This window comes from Mesorhizobium sp. BR1-1-2 (assembly GCF_020165435.1).
Taxonomy (GTDB): Bacteria; Pseudomonadota; Alphaproteobacteria; order Rhizobiales; family Rhizobiaceae; genus Mesorhizobium.
The window spans coordinates 280,895-296,396 of sequence record NZ_JAIUID010000002.1 but is presented as its reverse complement, the minus strand read 5'-3'; the positions used below and the strand labels follow the sequence as shown (position 1 = coordinate 296,396).

The 15,502-nt window shown below is 62.2% G+C and carries 15 protein-coding genes and 2 tRNA genes; 7 read left to right on the top strand and 10 right to left on the bottom strand.

All coding sequences use genetic code 11. The features are described 5' to 3' along the window. The first annotated feature begins 116 nt into the window (after window positions 1-116). Window positions 117-389, top strand: a complete 273-nt coding sequence (locus LB551_RS04800; RefSeq protein ID WP_006201846.1) for an HU family DNA-binding protein — start codon at window positions 117-119, stop codon at window positions 387-389. A 92-nt stretch (window positions 390-481) separates the two neighbouring features. Here LB551_RS04800 and LB551_RS04795 read toward each other — a convergent pair whose 3' ends face one another. Then, window positions 482-1,504 carry an aldo/keto reductase gene (locus tag LB551_RS04795; protein WP_224658397.1) on the bottom strand — a complete coding sequence of 341 codons (1,023 nt, stop codon included), beginning with the start codon at window positions 1,502-1,504 and terminating at the stop codon, window positions 482-484. Window positions 1,505-1,691: 187 nt separating this feature from the next. Here LB551_RS04795 and LB551_RS04790 point away from each other — a divergent pair, with 187 nt between their 5' ends. Together LB551_RS04790 and LB551_RS04785 are read left to right on the top strand one after the other, a co-directional pair. Continuing rightward, window positions 1,692-2,258 carry an SIS domain-containing protein gene (locus LB551_RS04790; protein WP_224623606.1) on the top strand — a complete coding sequence of 189 codons (567 nt, stop codon included), beginning with the start codon at window positions 1,692-1,694 and terminating at the stop codon, window positions 2,256-2,258. 5 nt (window positions 2,259-2,263) lie between these two features. Continuing rightward, the gene (locus LB551_RS04785; RefSeq protein ID WP_224658396.1) at window positions 2,264-3,007 is read left to right on the top strand and encodes a creatininase family protein; all 744 of its coding nucleotides are present in this window, start codon (window positions 2,264-2,266) and stop codon (window positions 3,005-3,007) included. A gap of 168 nt (window positions 3,008-3,175) precedes the next feature. Here LB551_RS04785 and LB551_RS04780 read toward each other — a convergent pair whose 3' ends face one another. The 3 genes from LB551_RS04780 to LB551_RS04770 form a co-directional block, all read right to left on the bottom strand. After that, window positions 3,176-4,093 carry a carbohydrate ABC transporter permease gene (locus tag LB551_RS04780; protein WP_140549034.1) on the bottom strand — a complete coding sequence of 306 codons (918 nt, stop codon included), beginning with the start codon at window positions 4,091-4,093 and terminating at the stop codon, window positions 3,176-3,178. 13 nt (window positions 4,094-4,106) lie between these two features. Continuing rightward, the gene (locus tag LB551_RS04775; RefSeq protein ID WP_224658395.1) at window positions 4,107-5,228 is read right to left on the bottom strand and encodes a carbohydrate ABC transporter permease; all 1,122 of its coding nucleotides are present in this window, start codon (window positions 5,226-5,228) and stop codon (window positions 4,107-4,109) included. Between the two features lie 97 nt (window positions 5,229-5,325). Continuing rightward, window positions 5,326-6,987: an ABC transporter substrate-binding protein gene (locus LB551_RS04770; protein ID WP_140670011.1), complete on the bottom strand. Its 1,662-nt coding sequence runs from the start codon at window positions 6,985-6,987 to the stop codon at window positions 5,326-5,328. A gap of 289 nt (window positions 6,988-7,276) precedes the next feature. On the opposite strand from LB551_RS04770, the gene LB551_RS04765 reads away from it, so the two are divergent. From LB551_RS04765 to rbsK, 3 genes are read left to right on the top strand one after another with little or no spacing between them, the layout of a single operon-like run. Continuing rightward, complete coding sequence (locus LB551_RS04765) at window positions 7,277-8,326, top strand: ABC transporter ATP-binding protein (RefSeq protein WP_140549031.1); 1,050 nt, start codon at window positions 7,277-7,279, stop codon at window positions 8,324-8,326. A 27-nt stretch (window positions 8,327-8,353) separates the two neighbouring features. Continuing rightward, window positions 8,354-8,806 carry an RbsD/FucU family protein gene (locus tag LB551_RS04760; RefSeq protein ID WP_224658394.1) on the top strand — a complete coding sequence of 151 codons (453 nt, stop codon included), beginning with the start codon at window positions 8,354-8,356 and terminating at the stop codon, window positions 8,804-8,806. Between the two features lie 4 nt (window positions 8,807-8,810). After that, a complete protein-coding gene (gene rbsK / locus LB551_RS04755) occupies window positions 8,811-9,740 on the top strand; it encodes a ribokinase (protein WP_224658393.1) in 930 nt (309 codons plus the stop codon). Between the two features lie 402 nt (window positions 9,741-10,142). On the opposite strand, the gene LB551_RS04750 is transcribed toward rbsK, so the two are convergent. Beyond that, on the bottom strand, window positions 10,143-11,042 hold the full coding sequence (locus LB551_RS04750; protein ID WP_224658392.1) for an ankyrin repeat domain-containing protein: 900 nt from the start codon (window positions 11,040-11,042) through the stop codon (window positions 10,143-10,145). Window positions 11,043-11,406: 364 nt separating this feature from the next. Beyond that, window positions 11,407-11,482: transfer RNA gene (locus LB551_RS04745), tRNA-Val, on the bottom strand. Between the two features lie 217 nt (window positions 11,483-11,699). On the opposite strand from LB551_RS04745, the gene LB551_RS04740 reads away from it, so the two are divergent. Continuing rightward, window positions 11,700-11,776, top strand: a tRNA-Asp gene (locus LB551_RS04740). A 184-nt stretch (window positions 11,777-11,960) separates the two neighbouring features. On the opposite strand, the gene LB551_RS04735 is transcribed toward LB551_RS04740, so the two are convergent. From LB551_RS04735 to LB551_RS04720, 4 genes are all read right to left on the bottom strand, one after another. Beyond that, window positions 11,961-12,737 (bottom strand): class I SAM-dependent methyltransferase, encoded by a 777-nt coding sequence (locus tag LB551_RS04735; protein WP_224658579.1) that lies wholly within the window; start codon window positions 12,735-12,737, stop codon window positions 11,961-11,963. A 522-nt stretch (window positions 12,738-13,259) separates the two neighbouring features. Further along, window positions 13,260-13,463 (bottom strand): CsbD family protein, encoded by a 204-nt coding sequence (locus tag LB551_RS04730; RefSeq protein WP_140493912.1) that lies wholly within the window; start codon window positions 13,461-13,463, stop codon window positions 13,260-13,262. A gap of 155 nt (window positions 13,464-13,618) precedes the next feature. Next, a complete protein-coding gene (locus tag LB551_RS04725; protein ID WP_224658391.1) occupies window positions 13,619-14,404 on the bottom strand; it encodes an SDR family NAD(P)-dependent oxidoreductase in 786 nt (261 codons plus the stop codon). After that, window positions 14,401-15,396, bottom strand: a complete 996-nt coding sequence (locus tag LB551_RS04720) for an ABC transporter permease (RefSeq protein WP_140548970.1) — start codon at window positions 15,394-15,396, stop codon at window positions 14,401-14,403. Before LB551_RS04720 ends, LB551_RS04725 begins: the two co-directional genes overlap by 4 nt. Between the last annotated feature and the right edge of the window lie 106 nt (window positions 15,397-15,502).

The window sequence follows — 15,502 nt, the reverse complement described above, 5'->3', positions numbered from 1 at the left end:
GGCTTTTTTCCATTCTTTCCCGGCTTTTCGACTTGGTTGCGCGAGCGCTTCTTTCTAAAGTCCGTTTCCTGCCGGATGAGTCGTGAGTTCCGGTGTTCTCATGGAAGGGAATTTTTATGAACAAGAACGAACTGGTGTCCGCTGTCGCCGACGCCGCGAGCATTTCGAAGGGTGACGCGCAGTCGGCTGTCGATGCGGTATTCTCCGTCATCACCGGCGAACTGAAGAAGGGCGGCGATGTCCGGCTTGTCGGCTTTGGCAATTTCACCGTCTCAAAGCGTGCGGCCTCGACCGGTCGCAACCCTCAGACCGGCGCCGAAGTGAAGATCCCGGCTCGCACCGTGCCGAAGTTCTCGGCCGGCAAGGGTCTCAAGGACGCCGTCAATTAAGCGCCTTTTTTAAATTTCAAAATATCAGAAAAGCCGGGCAAGCCCCGGCTTTTCTTTGCGCTCGTAGTGGTCGATAGGTTCGCGATGGCGAGCTACGCGGTCGGCGCGTCCGCCCGCATCAGGCCGTCCTTCTTCAGGTCGGCCCAGAGTGCCGCAGGCAGTTTCGCATCGAGCAGCGACCGGTTGCTTTCGACCTCGCTTGGCCGCTGGCCACCGGGGATCACCGACACGACGGACGGATGCAGCAACGGGAACTGCAGCGCTGCCTCGATCAGGCGCACGTCATGGCGCCGGCAGACCGCCTCGATACGCGCCACCCGGTCGAGCACGTCCCGCGGCGCTTCGGTGTAGTTGTAGAAGGCACCCGGCTTCGGCCCCGTGGCCAGGATGCCGGAATTGTAGGGACCGCCCAAAACGATACCGATGCCGCGCTTCTGGCAGAGCGGCAGGAAGGATGTCAGCGCCTCCTGCTCGAGCAGCGTATAGCGGCCGGCAAGCAGGAACAGGTCGAAATCACCGCGCTCGGCCAATGTCTGGGCAACCTGCCATTCGTTGATGCCGCCGCCGAAGGCCTTGATGACGCCCTGGTCGCGCAAGGCAAGCAGCCCGTAATAGCCGGAGCGCATAAACTCCTCTATGCGCCGGTCGGACGCTTCCTTGCTGCCATGAGTGAAGATGTCGACGTCGTGCACGAACAGAATGTCGATGCGGTCGACGCCGAGCCGTTCCAGGGACGCTTCGAACGAGCGCATCACGCCGTCATAGCTGTAGTCGTAGACCTCCTTGCGCGACGGCGTGTCGAAGAACTTGCCGATGCCGGTGCGCTCTTGCGGCGGACAGGCGCGCATGATGCGGCCGACCTTGCTCGACAGCACGTAGTCGTCGCGATTCTTGCCGCGCAGGAAGGGATTGAGCCGCGTCTCCGACAGGCCAAGCCCATAGAGCGGCGCGGTGTCATAGTAGCGGCAGCCGGTCGCCCACGCAGCCTCCAGCGTCGCATTGGCGTCCTCGTCGGAGACGGCGCGGTAGAGGTTGCCAAGTGGCGCCGTGCCGAAGCCGAGTTCGGTGAAGCTGATGCCGCCATTGCCGATGCGGTCGAAATACCGTGTCTTCATATCCTGCCGTTTGCCTCATTGATTTGTCTGACATGACACTATCACGCTCGTGGCACAGCAAAAGCGCGCAGGGGCGTTGGACACGGATTTTCGCGGTGATACCATGAATAAAAACAAGCTGTTCGGGGAGAGACGTGACCGGGAATTTCCACTCTTCTTCGACCTTGGGTCGTTGGACGGCACCGCCATGAGCGATGCGGGCTCGCAGATGTTCAGGACCGCTCTGGACGAGCTCGGCACTGTGCTGGCGCGCGTTGACGACGGCCGGATCGATGCCGCCTGCGGGATGCTCGCAGGAGCACGGCAGATCGTCGTCTATGGCTGCGGCCGCGAGGCCTTGCAGGTCAAGGGCTTCGCCATGCGGCTCCATCATCTGGGCCTGCCGGTGTCGGTGGTCGGCGACATGACGACGCCGCCCGTGGGACCGGGCGATGTCTTCTTCGTCAGTTCCGGGCCTGGAGAAACCGCGACCGTGCTGACCCTGATGCAGGTGGCGCGCCAGGCCGGCGCGACGGTTCTGCTTCTGACCGCCCAGCCGGGTGGCAGTGCAGCACGCTTGGCTGACTTCGCGCTGCTCGTGCCGGCGCAGACCATGGCCGACGACCAGGGCCCGCAAAAAACATCGGTCCTGCCGATGGGATCGGTGTTCGAAGGCGCGCTGTTCCTGCTGTTCGAGGTCATGGTGCTGAAGCTCAGGGGTTTGACCGCGGCCTCGCCGGAGGCGATGCGGGCCCGCCACACCAATATGGAGTAGTGCGAATGCGCTATGAGCTGATGCTGCCCCACCAGATTCGCAAGGCGATCGCCCAGAACTGGCCGGTCGCGCTGCCGCTCGGCGTGCTCGAATACCATGGCGAGCACATGGCGGTCGGCATGGACACGCTGGCGGTCGTCAAGACGCTGGAACTGTTCGAGAAGGAGCGGGACATCGTCATCCTGCCGCCCTTCCACTACGGCGCGGCGAGCTACGCCGTGGCGCCGCCGGAAGGCACAGGCTCGGTGCAGGTTGGCGGCAATCAACTGGCCCCCTTCGCGGAAGAACTGTTCTACAGCCTGCTGCGCATCGGTTTTCGCAACATCCATGCCATAATCCACCACCAGACCGAGAATTTCGCCGCCGGCATGCCGACCGATCTCGCCTTCAAGACCGCCGGCCGCCAGGCGATCTTCCGCTTCCTCGAAAAGCAGCGTGGCGAGGGCTGGTGGGGGTCCGACGCGATGGCCGACTACTATGCCGGACACGCCGCGGGTGAAAACTTCTTCAACTGGGTGCAGGTGCATCCTCTGATGCCGGCCGCGATGAACGGCAAGTACCCGTTCGACCATGCCGGCATCGGCGAGACCTCGCTGATGCTGGCGCTATGCCCCGAAGCTGTCGATACCGGCCATTTTGCCGACAATACGAGCTGGTATACGGCCAGCGCTCCGGATGCCTCGGCGGAACTCGGGCAAAAGGGCGTGGCGGTGATCCTCGATCATTTGCGGGCGATATTGGGGCACTGACGGGACGGTTCTGCCTTCTCCCCTTGTGGGAGAAGGTGTCGCCGAAGGCGACGGATGAGGGGTGTTCCAGGGAACGCCGACGTCTCACTTCGCTGGAACACCCCTCATCCGTCTCGGCACTGCGCGCCGATCCACCTTCCCCCACAAGGGGGAAGGAAGGAGCGCCGCCTATTTCACCGCTCCCGCGGTCATGCCCATGATCAGGTAGCGCTCCAGCGCGATGCCGATGACGGCCAAGGGCGCGATTGCCGCCGTGGCAAGCGCTGCCATCGACCACCAATTGATGCCTTGCGAACCGGTCTGGCTCGCCACCATGACCGGAATTGTCTTGGCGTCGGTCGAGGTCAAAAGGGCGGCGAAGAAATACTCGTTCCAGCACAGCACCATCGCCAGGATGAAAGCCGCGACCATGCCGGGCAGGGCGATCGGCATGACGATGCGAAAGAACGCGCCCCAGATCGACAACCCGTCGACAAGGGCCGCTTCCTCGAGCTCGACCGGGATGGAATTGAACTGGTCGCGCATGATCCAGATGACGATTGGCAGCACCATCAGCGTGTAGAGCAGGATCAGCCCGATGCGCGTGTCCAGCAGTCCGACTTCGCGGTAAAGCACCAGGAACGGCAGTGCGAGCACGACTGGCGGCAGGATGAGCTGCGACAGGAAGAAGAAGGAAATGTCCTCGTTCTTGAACCAGGCGAAGTGATAGCGATAGCGTGTAAGGCCGTAGGCGGCGAGGCTGCCGATGATGATGGCCAGGCTCGACGCGCCGACCGAAGTGATGACCGAATTCATGAAGCGCTTGAAGAATTCGTCGCGGACGGTCGACGTCTGGAAGATCGAATCCGGCGACAGACCGAGCGATCGCCAGCCCTTCCAGTCCGGCTGGAAGTCGATGAAGGGGATGAGATGGCCCTGGGTCACGTCTACCGCCGACTTGAACGAGGTCGTGATCGTCCAGTAGATCGGAAACAGGCAGATGAAGGCCCAGAACACCAGCGCGCCATAGATGAAGACGCGGCTGGTGATGAAGCTCGCCGGCGAGCGGATTTCGGAGACGGTGTAGTCGGTGGTCTGAACGCTCATGATCCCTGCCGCACTAGTTCACATTGCGCACGAAGCGGTTGGCGACCTTCAGCAGCCAGGTCACGAACACCACGATGATGACGAGATAGGCCATCGCCAGCATCGTGCCGTAGCCGACATTGGAACGGTCCCGGTACTCGCGATAAATAAAGCTCGACACGGAATCGGTGGCGCCGCCGGGACCACCCGAGGTGACCGTGATGATGATGTCTGCCAGTTTCAGCTTGAAGATGATGCGCAGCACGACCGCGGTCACCGACACCGGCAGCATCAGCGGGAAGGTGACCTGCCAGAAGGTCTGCCAGGCCGTGGCGCCGTCGACGCGCGCGGCCTCCAGCACCTCGCGTGACATCGCCTGCAGGCCGGCGAGCAGCATGATCATCATGAAGGGGATGAAGGTCCAGGCGTCGAGCATCATGATCGAGATGCGGGCGGTGATCGGGTTGGAGAAGAAGGCGGGGTTGTCCCAGCCGAGGTGGCGGGCCAGTGTCGCCGCCGGTCCGAACCGGTACTCCATCAGCGATTTGCCGATCATCCAGGATACCGCGACCGGTGACAGCATCAGCGGCATCAGGAAGACGACGCGGAAGAATTTGCGCGCCCGGATCTGCGCGTTGAGCAGCAGCGCCAGGCCGAAAGCGATGACATATTCGACCAGCACCGCCAGCACATAGAGCACCATGTTGAACAGCGCGTTGCGGTAATAGGGATCGCCGAGCATCTGCCAGAAATTGTCGAGCCCGTTGAACTTGCGGCCCGAGAATGAACTCAGGTTCCAGTCGGTCAGTGCGATATAGAAGCCGAACAGGGTCGGGAAGATCACCATGGCGATGGTGAACAGCAGCGCCGGCAGCAGGAACAGCGCACGCTGGCCGTCTTCGCCGCGCGTCAGCACCTGGCCGACGCCGAGCGCCACGCCCCACAGCACGTAGGCGTAGACCACGGGCCGCCATGTCTCGAAGCCGATCGTGTCGACCTCGCTCTTGTAGAGAATTTGCACCAGAATCGTTGCCAGAAGGCCGAGCGTCGCGACGGCCATCAGGGACCAACCAAGGCGCTTGCGGCCGGGCGGGATCAGGTCGGTCGGTGAAGAATTTGCCGGCCACGCATTCGTGGTCGAAGTCTGGTCAGCCACGCCTCTTGCCTCTTTTGCGCAAATGACCGGCCGAAGCCGGCCGAGATACGGCCCGGCGACGACGTTTCGCCGGGCCGTGATCCATCATAACGCCTGCCTATAGGCCGAGCGAGGCCTTGTAGAGCTTGATCTGGTTGTCGCGGCCGATCTGGTCGGTCAGCTTCTCCCAGGCCGCGGCAATGGCGTCTGCACCCTCCTGCGCCTTCATCTTGCCGGCGAAGGTGTTTGCCAGAATGTCCTCGGCGGCTGAATAGTACTGGAAGATGCCGGGGATGCGTGGCTCGATCGCCGCGTTCGGGTGGTTGTAGCTGTCCGATTCCGACTTGAGATAGGAGGTGATGAAGGCTTCGTCATAGCCCGCCGCCACCCATTCCGGAATGTCGAAATGCGAGTTGCGGTAGGGCTGGAAGCCCGACGGGTACATCGCCGTCCAGATCGACAGGTCCTTGCCGCCGAGATGGGCGGCAGCGGACCATGCCGCCTTCTTCTTCTTCTCGTCGCTGTCGACGCGGGCCATGACGTATACGCCCCAGCCGAGATAGGCGCAGTTCGGCGCATAGTTCGGTCCGCTGGCGAGTTTGTCCCACTGCCCGGTCTTGGAGTTGTAGACGTCGTCGGAGCCGGGCAGGATCGAGAAGCCGGTGACGTCGCCCACGACGGAGGAGTCGTTGGTCTTGACGTTCGAGCCGACATCGCCCCACCAGGTGACCATCGAGCCGGTGCCGGCCAGGAACTGCTGGAAGGCGGTGGTGTTCGGATCGGCGTTGATCTGGTCGGCGGGCTCCGAAGGCAGCGCGTCGATCACGTCCTGTATGGCGCGCACCCAGGCCGGATTGTTGATGCGCGGCTTCATCGTGTCGGCGTCGAACAGCCAGGCCTTGTCGTCGGGGTGCTTGGCGTAGGCGGTGGCGCGGCTGCCAAGGAAATAGAAGCCGAATCCGCCCCAGGGCTTCGGTGCGTCGAGATAGCCGTAGACGTCCTGACCCTTGACCTGCTTGCCCTTGAGGAACTTGGTGACCGCCTGGACCTGCTGCCAGGTCTTCGGCACGCCCCATTCGCCGCCGCCGCCGTCCTTCCAGGCCTTGGCGAGATCGGCATCGGAAAACACATCGGTACGGTAGTTGAAATTATGCGCGTCGCCATCGACGGTCACGCGGTACTGCTTGCCGTTCCAGGTGCCGACAGGCGGCTTCAGATAATTGACGAGGTCGTCGAAATCGATCTGGGTCTTGACCCAGTCGGGCATCTCGGACGTGAGCCCCTTGCCGCAGACGTCGCCCTCGAAGGGCGCGCCCATCTCGATGATGTCGAAGTCGACCGTGCCGGTGGCGATCGACTGCTGCAGACGGGCATTGTAGTCGGCCTGCGCCAGGTCGATCCAGTTGATCTTGGCGCCGGTATAGGTCTCCCAGGGCTTCAGGAAGCCGCGGAACAGCACATTGTGCAGGTTCTGGTTGTTGAGGCCCATGAAGGTAAGCTCGACGCCGGCGAATTCGCCTTCCTTGACATTGGCCTTGGTCGCCTCGAGGCAGAGCTCGCCGACCTTCTGGAAGTCGGCGTCGGTCGGCTGACCCTTGCCCACGCCGGGGATCTGCAGGATTTTCGAGCGCAGCTCGCTGGCGGCGGAGGCCGGGCGCGTGAGGGCGCCGAGCCCGGCGCCGGATGCGGCAGCGATCGCGGCCATCGAGGCCGCGCCCTTCAATATGTCGCGTCGGGTTGCCCCCGCGCGGACCAGCGTTTCGTAGAGACCTGTTTTCATCGATGTTCCTCCCAGAATATCTGTTGTGAATGCGGCCAAATTTCTCAGGCGCTGGAGCGCCAAACGATTCTCCCGGTTCGGAAACGAACGATGCAGGACCCCACCTGCTCGATTGAAGTTCCGTTTTTTTGGTTCGGGCGACCGGTATTCGGACCAGCGCCCGTCACTATTCTCGCAACCAAACGCCGTGTCAACGAGACCGGGTTTTTGTCGGGAAGAGACCGGCTTGCCCTGGCAGGTCGCGTTGGTTAGCTTCTGCGCATACGGCAATGGAGCCGACGGGGGAGATATGGCTCAAGTCGCGATCAGCAAAGTGGCCAAGGCGTTTGGAACCGTCAAGGTTCTGCACGAAGTCAGCGTCGATATATCTGACGGCCAATTCGTGGTGCTGGTCGGTCCTTCGGGTTGCGGCAAGTCCACGCTGTTGAGAATGGTGGCCGGGCTGGAGACCGTCTCCGGCGGCACGATCGCCATCGGCGACCGTGTAGTCAACCACTTGCCGCCGGCCAAGCGCGACATCGCGATGGTGTTCCAAAACTATGCGCTCTATCCGCACAAGACGGTGGAGCAGAATATGGCTTTCGCGCTCAAACTGCGCAAAACCGATCCGGCCGTGGTCGCCGAGCGGGTCAAGCGCGCCGCCGACATCCTCGACCTCAACCCTTACCTGAAACGCTATCCCCGGCAGCTTTCCGGCGGCCAGCGCCAGCGCGTCGCCATGGGCCGCGCCATCGTGCGCAACCCGCAGGTGTTCCTGTTTGACGAGCCGCTCTCAAATCTCGACGCCAAGCTGCGCGTGCAGATGCGCACTGAGATCAAGGAATTGCACCAGCGGCTGAAGACCACCACGATCTACGTCACGCACGACCAGATCGAAGCCATGACCATGGCCGACAAGATCGTGGTGATGCGCGACGGCCGCATCGAGCAGGTCGGCGCGCCGCTGGAACTGTTCGACCGGCCGGCCAACCTGTTCGTCGCCGGCTTCATCGGCTCGCCTTCGATGAACCTGCTCAAGGGCACCATGCGCAAGGGCGGCGTCGACATTGCCGGATCCCTGTTTCCCGTCGCGCCCGGCAGCGCCGTGGAGGAAGGGCGCGCGGTCGTCTATGGCGTGCGCCCGGAGCATCTCGAGATCCATGCCGATGGCGTGCCTGCCAAGATTTCGGTGGTCGAGCCGACTGGTTCGGAAACCCTGGTCTTCCTGCGTTTCGGGGACGGCGAGATGGTCGCGCTGTTCCGCGAGCGCCACGACTTCAAGCCCGGCGATACGCTCAAGCTCAGGCCGCGGCTCGACCACATCCATCTGTTCGATGCCGAGACCGGCAGGCGTCTCTGACCTCAAACTCATTTCACGAGGAATATCATGCTCAAAGGGATCAATCCGCTCCTCAATGCCGAGGTGCTCCAGGCATTGCGGGCGATGGGACACGGCGACGACCTGATTATCGCCGACACCAACTTCCCCTCCGATTCAGTGGCGCGCCAGACGGCGCTCGGGCGGCTGCTGCGCATCGATGCGCCGGCAGCGCAAGTCGTGAAGGCGGTGCTGTCGCTCTACCCGTTGGATACGTTCGTCGACGATTCAGCCGCGCGCATGGAGATCGTCGGCAAGCCGGACGAGATCCCGCCCGTCCAGCAGGAAGTGCAAAAGGAGATCGACGCCGCCGAGGGCAAGCCATGGCCGATGCTGCCGGTCGAGCGCTACGCTTTCTACGAGCGCGCCAAGCAGGCCTATTGCGTCATCCAGACCGGCGAACGCCGGTTCTACGGCTGCTTCGCCTTCCGCAAGGGCGTGGTCCCGCCGGATGCGGAGTAGCGGCATGGTGGCCGGCAAGCCGATCCTCATCCTCGGAGTCTTTGTCGCCGACACGGCCTATCGCGCCGCGCGGCAGCCGCGCATGGGCGAGACGATCCTCGGAACGTCCTTTACCCTCGGTCCCGGCGGCAAGGGTTCGAACCAGGCGGTTGCTGTCGGCAAGCTTGGCGCCGATGTAACCTTTCTCACGCGCCTCGGCGTCGATGCCTTCGCCGACATGGCCAAGCGCACCTGGAAGGACGCCGGCGTGAAGAATGCCGTGATCGACACGCCCGATAGCTATACGGGCGCCGCCTATATCTTCGTCGAGGAGGGCACCGGCAACAACGCCATCATCGTCAGCCCCGGCGCGGCGATGCTGATCTCGCCCGACGACATCGAGGCCAATGCCGCCTTGATTCGTGGCGCCGGCGTCTTCGTGACGCAACTCGAACAACCCATCGAGGCGGCTCTGCGGGCGCTGGAGATCGCGCGCGGGGCAAGGGTGACGACCATTCTCAACCCGGCTCCGGCGGCCAAGCTCCCCGACCGCATCTATTCGCTCTGCGACTACCTCACGCCCAACGAGACGGAGACTGAGGAGTTGACCGGAATGAAGGTTGCTTCGGTCGACGACGCGCGCCGCGCCGCCGACAGCCTGCTCGAAAAGGGTGTCGGCACGGTCATCGTAACGCTGGGCGAGAAGGGCGCGCTCCTTCACTCGAAGAATCGCTCCGACCATGTCCCGGCCGTCAGCGCGGGGCCGGTGGTCGAGACCACTGGAGCGGGAGACGCCTTCAATGGCGGGCTGGCCGCAGCACTTTCGCGAGGCGTGGAGCCGTTGCAGGCGGTGCGCTTTGCCTGTGCGGTAGCCGGCATTTCGGTGACGCGACCCGGCACGGCGCCATCGATGCCGACGCTGCAGGAGGTCGAGGCCCTGCTCGGCAGCGTTTGAGAGTTTGATCGCATCCGGGATCGATCCTGGCGAAAGCGCGAGGCCAAAGACGCAACGTCTGTGCTTCGGTTCGGAGCTCTGTGACCGATATATGGAAGTGGCAAAGGCGGGTGCCATCCTGACAAGGTTCAATAGGCCCAAGAAGGACTCCACCTTACAAATTGACATCGGCCGCATCGATCCGCGGACGACTGGATCGGCGAATGGGGGACCTGAAATCAGCGGGCAAGTCAGGTCGTGTTTCCTCGTCAGCCTTTTCGACTTCAGTGCGCGCCCCTCGAACTGTTCAGGCTTCAGAAGGCCGGTTTTCCCGTGTGAGAAATTCGCAGGCGCAACGAACGCTTTCCCAACGGGCATCGCCGTTGCAAGTCAATGTGCGTAGTGCAGGGGTCGCATGAGCAATCAAGGAAGCGGCAACGGTGCATCACTCAAGGTCCGCAGGTAGGCAATGAGGTCTGCTCTCTGGTTCTCGTCCTTTAAACCCGGAAAAGACATGTCCGTGCCGGGCAAAGTGAGTGCGGGATTCGAGATGAAGAGATTGAGCTCCTCAAAGGTCCAATTGCCTCCAGCGTCTTTCAGAGCCGATGAATACTGGACATCGCCTTGTGCACCTTTCTGGCGCCCGACGATGTCCCATAGACTGACCTTCTTGGGCACCCTGACGCCCGGCGAAAGATGACAGGCCACGCAGGTGCTGTCGAAAATGTCCTTGCCCAATTGGGCGTTTGCAGATGCAAGGCGTGGTGAAATCGGCGCGATGGCCGGTCGGGCGGCGCCATGACTGCGCAAATAGGCCGCGACGTCCTCGTGGCCGCTGACCTTGGCCAGATGTATGGGCGGGCTTCCGTTCGACGTCAGCGCGTTGACGTCTGCTCCGGCTTCGACAAGATGGATGACGCACTGGAGGCAGCCATTTTCAGCAGCCACGTGCAGCGGCGTCTGCGCTTTCGCCACCTGATTTGGATCGGCCCCACCATCGAGCAACAACTTGACGATGTCAGCGTGCCCGCCCTTGTTGGCGGTATAGAGTGGCGTTCTCTGCCAACTGACGGGCAGGTTAACGTCCGCTCCACGCTTGATCAGAAGTTTTGCCAGCTCCACATTTCCGCGTTCGCAGGCGATGTAGAGCGGCGTAACTCCGTCGAATTCGTCTACATTGGCGCCCTTGTCCAGGGCGGCAACCACCGCCGCCAGGTCGCCATTCTTGACCAGATCACCCAAGCTGCTCGCTTGGGCAGGCAGGGTCAGAAGCCAGAGGGCCCACGAAGCCCGTAGCATCCACATGCGTCCCCGCTCGATCATTGTATCCTCCCTGAGCTGCTTGTCCCGGGCACTCAACAAGACTGACCTGCAATTTAGCGGAAAGGAACGATTTAGTACATGCTAATGTAATGGCGGGGCATTGCGACCCGCCTTTGTGTGAGGTGAGAATACGCACCCTCGGGTTTCGAGAATATAGCTGCCGTCGATCTAAGAGCAGCCGCGGCTCACCACGTTCCTTGCGGCAGCATGGAATGTGGTGCTTTGAATTCCTCATTGCGGCGGTGCTGCCGCAACCGCATTTTTTTGCCCAGGAATCCGCTTGCGAATGGGCATGGGGCTGAGATCGGCAAGCTGGCGCCCACCGAAGTCGACGTCGTCTGGCAGCCTCGCTGTGGATGTTGTATGGTGGGCGATGACGGACTCGAACCGCCGACATCTTCGGTGTAAACGAAGCGCTCTACCAACTGAGCTAATCGCCCGCTCCGGGCCGGACCTTTAAGCGGTCGGGGCCAGCTTCGCAAGGCCAAATGAGCGTGGGACGCCGTGGTTGGGGGCCGTATTTGCGAACAAAACGCCGGCCGTCAAAAAACCTTCTCCAGTTTGATGTTATGATGGTTTCGTGCGCTTGACACCCGGTGGCGAACCCCTTATCCAGCGCCCCAACGACGAACACGGCTGACACGTGCTCGTCAATGCGCGGGTGTAGCTCAGTTGGTTAGAGTGCCGGCCTGTCACGCCGGAGGTCGCGGGTTCGAGCCCCGTCACTCGCGCCATTTCTCTCAAGGGGAACAAGCCCTTGGCTTCGGAGAAATGTCGACATTGAATGTCAAAATATCTTCTTGTCGGAGATAGTCCAGACCTTGCGGGTCAGGGATTTGACCCTACGCGTGCTGAACTGCGGCCCTGCTTGTAAACAACGATGAAAGCGTCTCCGATCGATCGAGGGGCAAAAGTCAATTACCCTGTCCTCCGATGAGCTGTAATGATCCACGCGCGCGAGTCGAAGAGTACGCCCTCGCTGGTCATATGCGCCTCCAGTAAATCGCGCAGCCGCCGCAATGCCTTGTCGGGCGCTTCATCGGTTCGCGCCAGCGCGTCCTTTACAAGATAAAGGTCGATGAGCGCGTCAAACGCCCTATCGACGTCTGGTCCATAGAAGACCGGTTCCCGCACGTCGATAAAATCGATCGAAACAAAGCCCGCCGTGGTCAGAAGTTCTGTGGCGAGGGTAGGATCGCCAAGTGAAAACGGTTTGCCGGCATCTGCCGAACCCGAGGTTCCTGGTGCCAAGGCTCGCCGAATGGCGCCGGACCATTCGTTACGCTCCTGACTTTGCCACACCATCCACGCAAGGCGCGCGCCCGGACGCATTGCCCGGGCGACATTGGCAAACGCCGCCGCCGGATCGGCAAAGAACATCACGCCAAACCGGCTGATGCAGAGGTCGAACGCGGCGGCGGGAAATGCGTGGTGCTGGGCGTCGCCTTGCTCAAACGCCACATTTCGCAGCCCCGCTTCACTGGAACGTCGTCGCGCAATCTCGATCATCTCCAAGGACGTATCCACGCCGATCGCTTTCCCTTCCGACGCGGCACGGGCGGCCTCACGCGTTGTTTGTCCGGCACCGCAACCGAGATCGAGCACGCGGTCACGTATCCCAACGCTGGCGGCGGCGCGCAAATGACCATTGTGGCGTGTCAGTTCCGCGTCATAGAAATCAGCCCGATCCAACATCTCCACTTTCACTTGGGTTCTGCCGCGGTCACCTAGTTTCTTTAACCAGTCTCAACCCGATCAAAGCAGTCGATTGCTGACGCTGATGAGCTACCCAGTACAGGGGCTCGATATAAGGCTGCTTGAATAACGATTTTTACTTGGCGCCGTGCCGAGCCAAGGTGGCCGGCGCCCTTTTTTGGGGGCGGGTGGGGTAAACCCGACTTGGCAGGACGCCGGCCAGGCGGGTTGGGGTCCGCCAAAAAGTATAATGGCAGAAAACCTTGCAGTTCGATATTCCGCGATAACGGAACATCTGCGCGACATGAGCGAGTTCTAGCCGATGTCGAGGGGTCCATGATCCGACTGTTCATCCACCAGCGTAGGTGGTGCATATCGGCTTTCTGGCCGCAGATATTGCAGGTGTAGACGCTGTGCTTCTTGCGCGCCGAGTCATGCGGATGGCCAGGAAGGGCGGGGGAGTCCGCCCACCGTAGGCATAACGGCTCTCCGTAAAGATGCCTTTTATGGCAGCTCTGCTATCTACCAGCCCTGCCGACTATACCAGTCGTCGACGTCTCGGCGTACGCGATCCTTCTCGATGCCGTAGCGTTCCTGGATAATGCCCTCAAGCTGATCGCGTTTGCCGGCGATGCGGTCGAGATCGTCATCAGTGAGCTTGCCCCACTGCTCCTTCACCTTACCCTTGACCTGCTTCCAGTTTCCTTCGACGCGGTTCCAATCCATTGTGGCTATCTCCTGAATCACACATGGAAGAACGGGTGTATCGCCATGAGGTTCCGGCGGCCCAAATCCCCGCACCGTCAGCGCGGGAATGCTGCGGCTGCGCTTTGGCATCAGTGATGATGTGCGCCGGCTTTCTTGCTTCCCTCACGCGTTGTTCACGGCGGCGTCAGCCTGAAGTCGCTCCCCTCCGGCAGCAATTGCCCGCCATCGACGACAATCGTGGTGCCGGTGATGTAGCTGGCATCGTCGGAGGCCAGGAACAGGAAGGCATTGGCGACGTCGCGCGGGCTGCCCAGCCGGCCGAGCGGAATGGCGTCTTCCATGTTTTTGATGAAGGCGGCGCCCCGGTGAAGCTCCATTCCCTCGGTGAGGATGTTGCCGGGTTCGACGCCGTTGACGGTTATGCCGTAGCCGGCGAATTCGAGCGCCGCCGAACGGATCAGCCCGTTTATGCCTGCCTTGGTCGCGGAATAGTGGCCGTGGCCGGGACTGGTGACGTGTGGTCCGGTGATCGAGGAGGTGAACAGCATGCGCCCGCGGCGCTGCGCCTTCATCGGCACCAGCGCGGCGCGGGCGGCATTGAAACTGCCGCGCAGATTGACCGCCATGACGCGGTCCCAGTCGTCCGGGCTGGTGTTCTCCAGCAATTGCCAGGGATAAATGCCGGCATTCTGGACGATGATGTCGAGGCGGCCGTGGCGCGTGAGTGCCAGCGCGACGGCGGCCTCGACATCGGCCAAAAGCGAGATGTCCGTGCCGATGAAGGCGGCGTCAAGTTCACTGGCGGTCGCCCGCCCCACCTCGATCTCGGTGTCGGCAAGCACAAGCCTGGCGCCTTCTTCGGCGAAACGTTGGGCGATGCCCTTGCCGATGCCGCGCGCGGCGCCGACGATCAGCGCCACCTTGCCGGACAGTCTTCCGGTCTCTGGCCGTACGGTCATGCGAGCCTCTGGCGAATGGTTTGCTTGAAGGCGTCGAGCAGGACCGCCGCCAGCACCAGCAGGCCGTGAATGACCTGGGTGAAGTTGGCGGGCAAACCCATCAGATTGATCGCCGTGTTGATTGCCGACAAAAGCAGCACGCCGGCATAGACGCCGGGTAAGGTGCCGACGCCGCCTTTCAGGCTGACACCGCCGATAACGACGGCGGCAAAGGCGTTGAAAAGAAGGCCGACGCCGAGATTGGCGGTGGCGCCCGAGGTGCGGATCGCGAGCAGCCAGCCGGCAAGGCCGGCTATGGCGCCGGCAAGCACGAAGGCGATGATCAGGTTGCGGTTGACGCGGATGCCGGCACGGAAGGTCGCCGTCTCGTTGCCGCCGATCATCACCAGGTGCCTGCCGAAAGGCGTCTTGGCCATGATCAGCGAGAAGACGACGAAGCAGGCGATCGCGATCCAGGCGGTGAGCGGCAGACCGATCAGCCGCTGGATGCCGAACCAGCGGATGGCAGGCGCCAGATCCTGCGCCGAGCGGCCGCCCGAAATGACCAGCACCAGGCCGCGCACCCAGATGTAGGAGGCCAGCGTGATGATGAAGGCGCTCATCTTGACCTTGACGACCAGAAATCCGTTGAAGGCGCCGATGATGCCGCCGACGGCAAGCGCCAGCAGCAGCGAGACCGGCACCATCAGCCAGTCCGGGTGCAACTGCACCCCGAGGCCGATGCCTGAAGAGCAGAACAGGATGCCGACCGCCATGGCGCTGAGCGCGGCCACCGATTCGACCGACAGGTCCATGTGCCCGGCGATGATGACCAGCGCCAGGCCGATCGACATCACGCCCAGCACGCTGGAGGCTTCGATGATGTTGGCGAAAATACCGAGCTGGAAATAATTGGGAATGAAAAGGGAGAACACCACCAGCACGAAGACCAGCATGAACCAGACGAGATTGTCGAGGACGAACTCGAGGATTTGACGGGTGCGGGGGCTCATGGGCTGATCCGGTTTGGGTTCGAATGCCGCGGCGGTTCTATGCCGGGCAATTCTGCCGGGCAGGGCGGCTCCGGGCGCGTGGCCCGGAGCCGTTCTGGGGGAAGGT

Excerpts from the sequence above, each read along its gene's own strand:
- LB551_RS04730 (WP_140493912.1), bottom strand. The coding sequence starts at position 13,463 with ATGGATTGGAACCGCGTCGAAGGAAACTGGAAGCAGGTCAAGGGTAAG.
- LB551_RS04750 (WP_224658392.1), bottom strand. The coding sequence starts at position 11,042 with ATGATCGAGCGGGGACGCATGTGGATGCTACGGGCTTCGTGGGCCCTC.
- LB551_RS04725 (WP_224658391.1), bottom strand. The coding sequence starts at position 14,404 with ATGACCGTACGGCCAGAGACCGGAAGACTGTCCGGCAAGGTGGCGCTG.
- LB551_RS04800 (WP_006201846.1), top strand. The coding sequence starts at position 117 with ATGAACAAGAACGAACTGGTGTCCGCTGTCGCCGACGCCGCGAGCATT.
- LB551_RS04770 (WP_140670011.1), bottom strand. The coding sequence starts at position 6,987 with ATGAAAACAGGTCTCTACGAAACGCTGGTCCGCGCGGGGGCAACCCGA.
- LB551_RS04735 (WP_224658579.1), bottom strand. The coding sequence starts at position 12,737 with ATGTTGGATCGGGCTGATTTCTATGACGCGGAACTGACACGCCACAAT.
- LB551_RS04780 (WP_140549034.1), bottom strand. The coding sequence starts at position 4,093 with ATGAGCGTTCAGACCACCGACTACACCGTCTCCGAAATCCGCTCGCCG.
- LB551_RS04720 (WP_140548970.1), bottom strand. The coding sequence starts at position 15,396 with ATGAGCCCCCGCACCCGTCAAATCCTCGAGTTCGTCCTCGACAATCTC.
- LB551_RS04765 (WP_140549031.1), top strand. The coding sequence starts at position 7,277 with ATGGCTCAAGTCGCGATCAGCAAAGTGGCCAAGGCGTTTGGAACCGTC.
- LB551_RS04785 (WP_224658396.1), top strand. The coding sequence starts at position 2,264 with ATGCGCTATGAGCTGATGCTGCCCCACCAGATTCGCAAGGCGATCGCC.
- rbsK (WP_224658393.1), top strand. The coding sequence starts at position 8,811 with ATGGTGGCCGGCAAGCCGATCCTCATCCTCGGAGTCTTTGTCGCCGAC.
- LB551_RS04790 (WP_224623606.1), top strand. The coding sequence starts at position 1,692 with ATGAGCGATGCGGGCTCGCAGATGTTCAGGACCGCTCTGGACGAGCTC.
- LB551_RS04795 (WP_224658397.1), bottom strand. The coding sequence starts at position 1,504 with ATGAAGACACGGTATTTCGACCGCATCGGCAATGGCGGCATCAGCTTC.
- LB551_RS04760 (WP_224658394.1), top strand. The coding sequence starts at position 8,354 with ATGCTCAAAGGGATCAATCCGCTCCTCAATGCCGAGGTGCTCCAGGCA.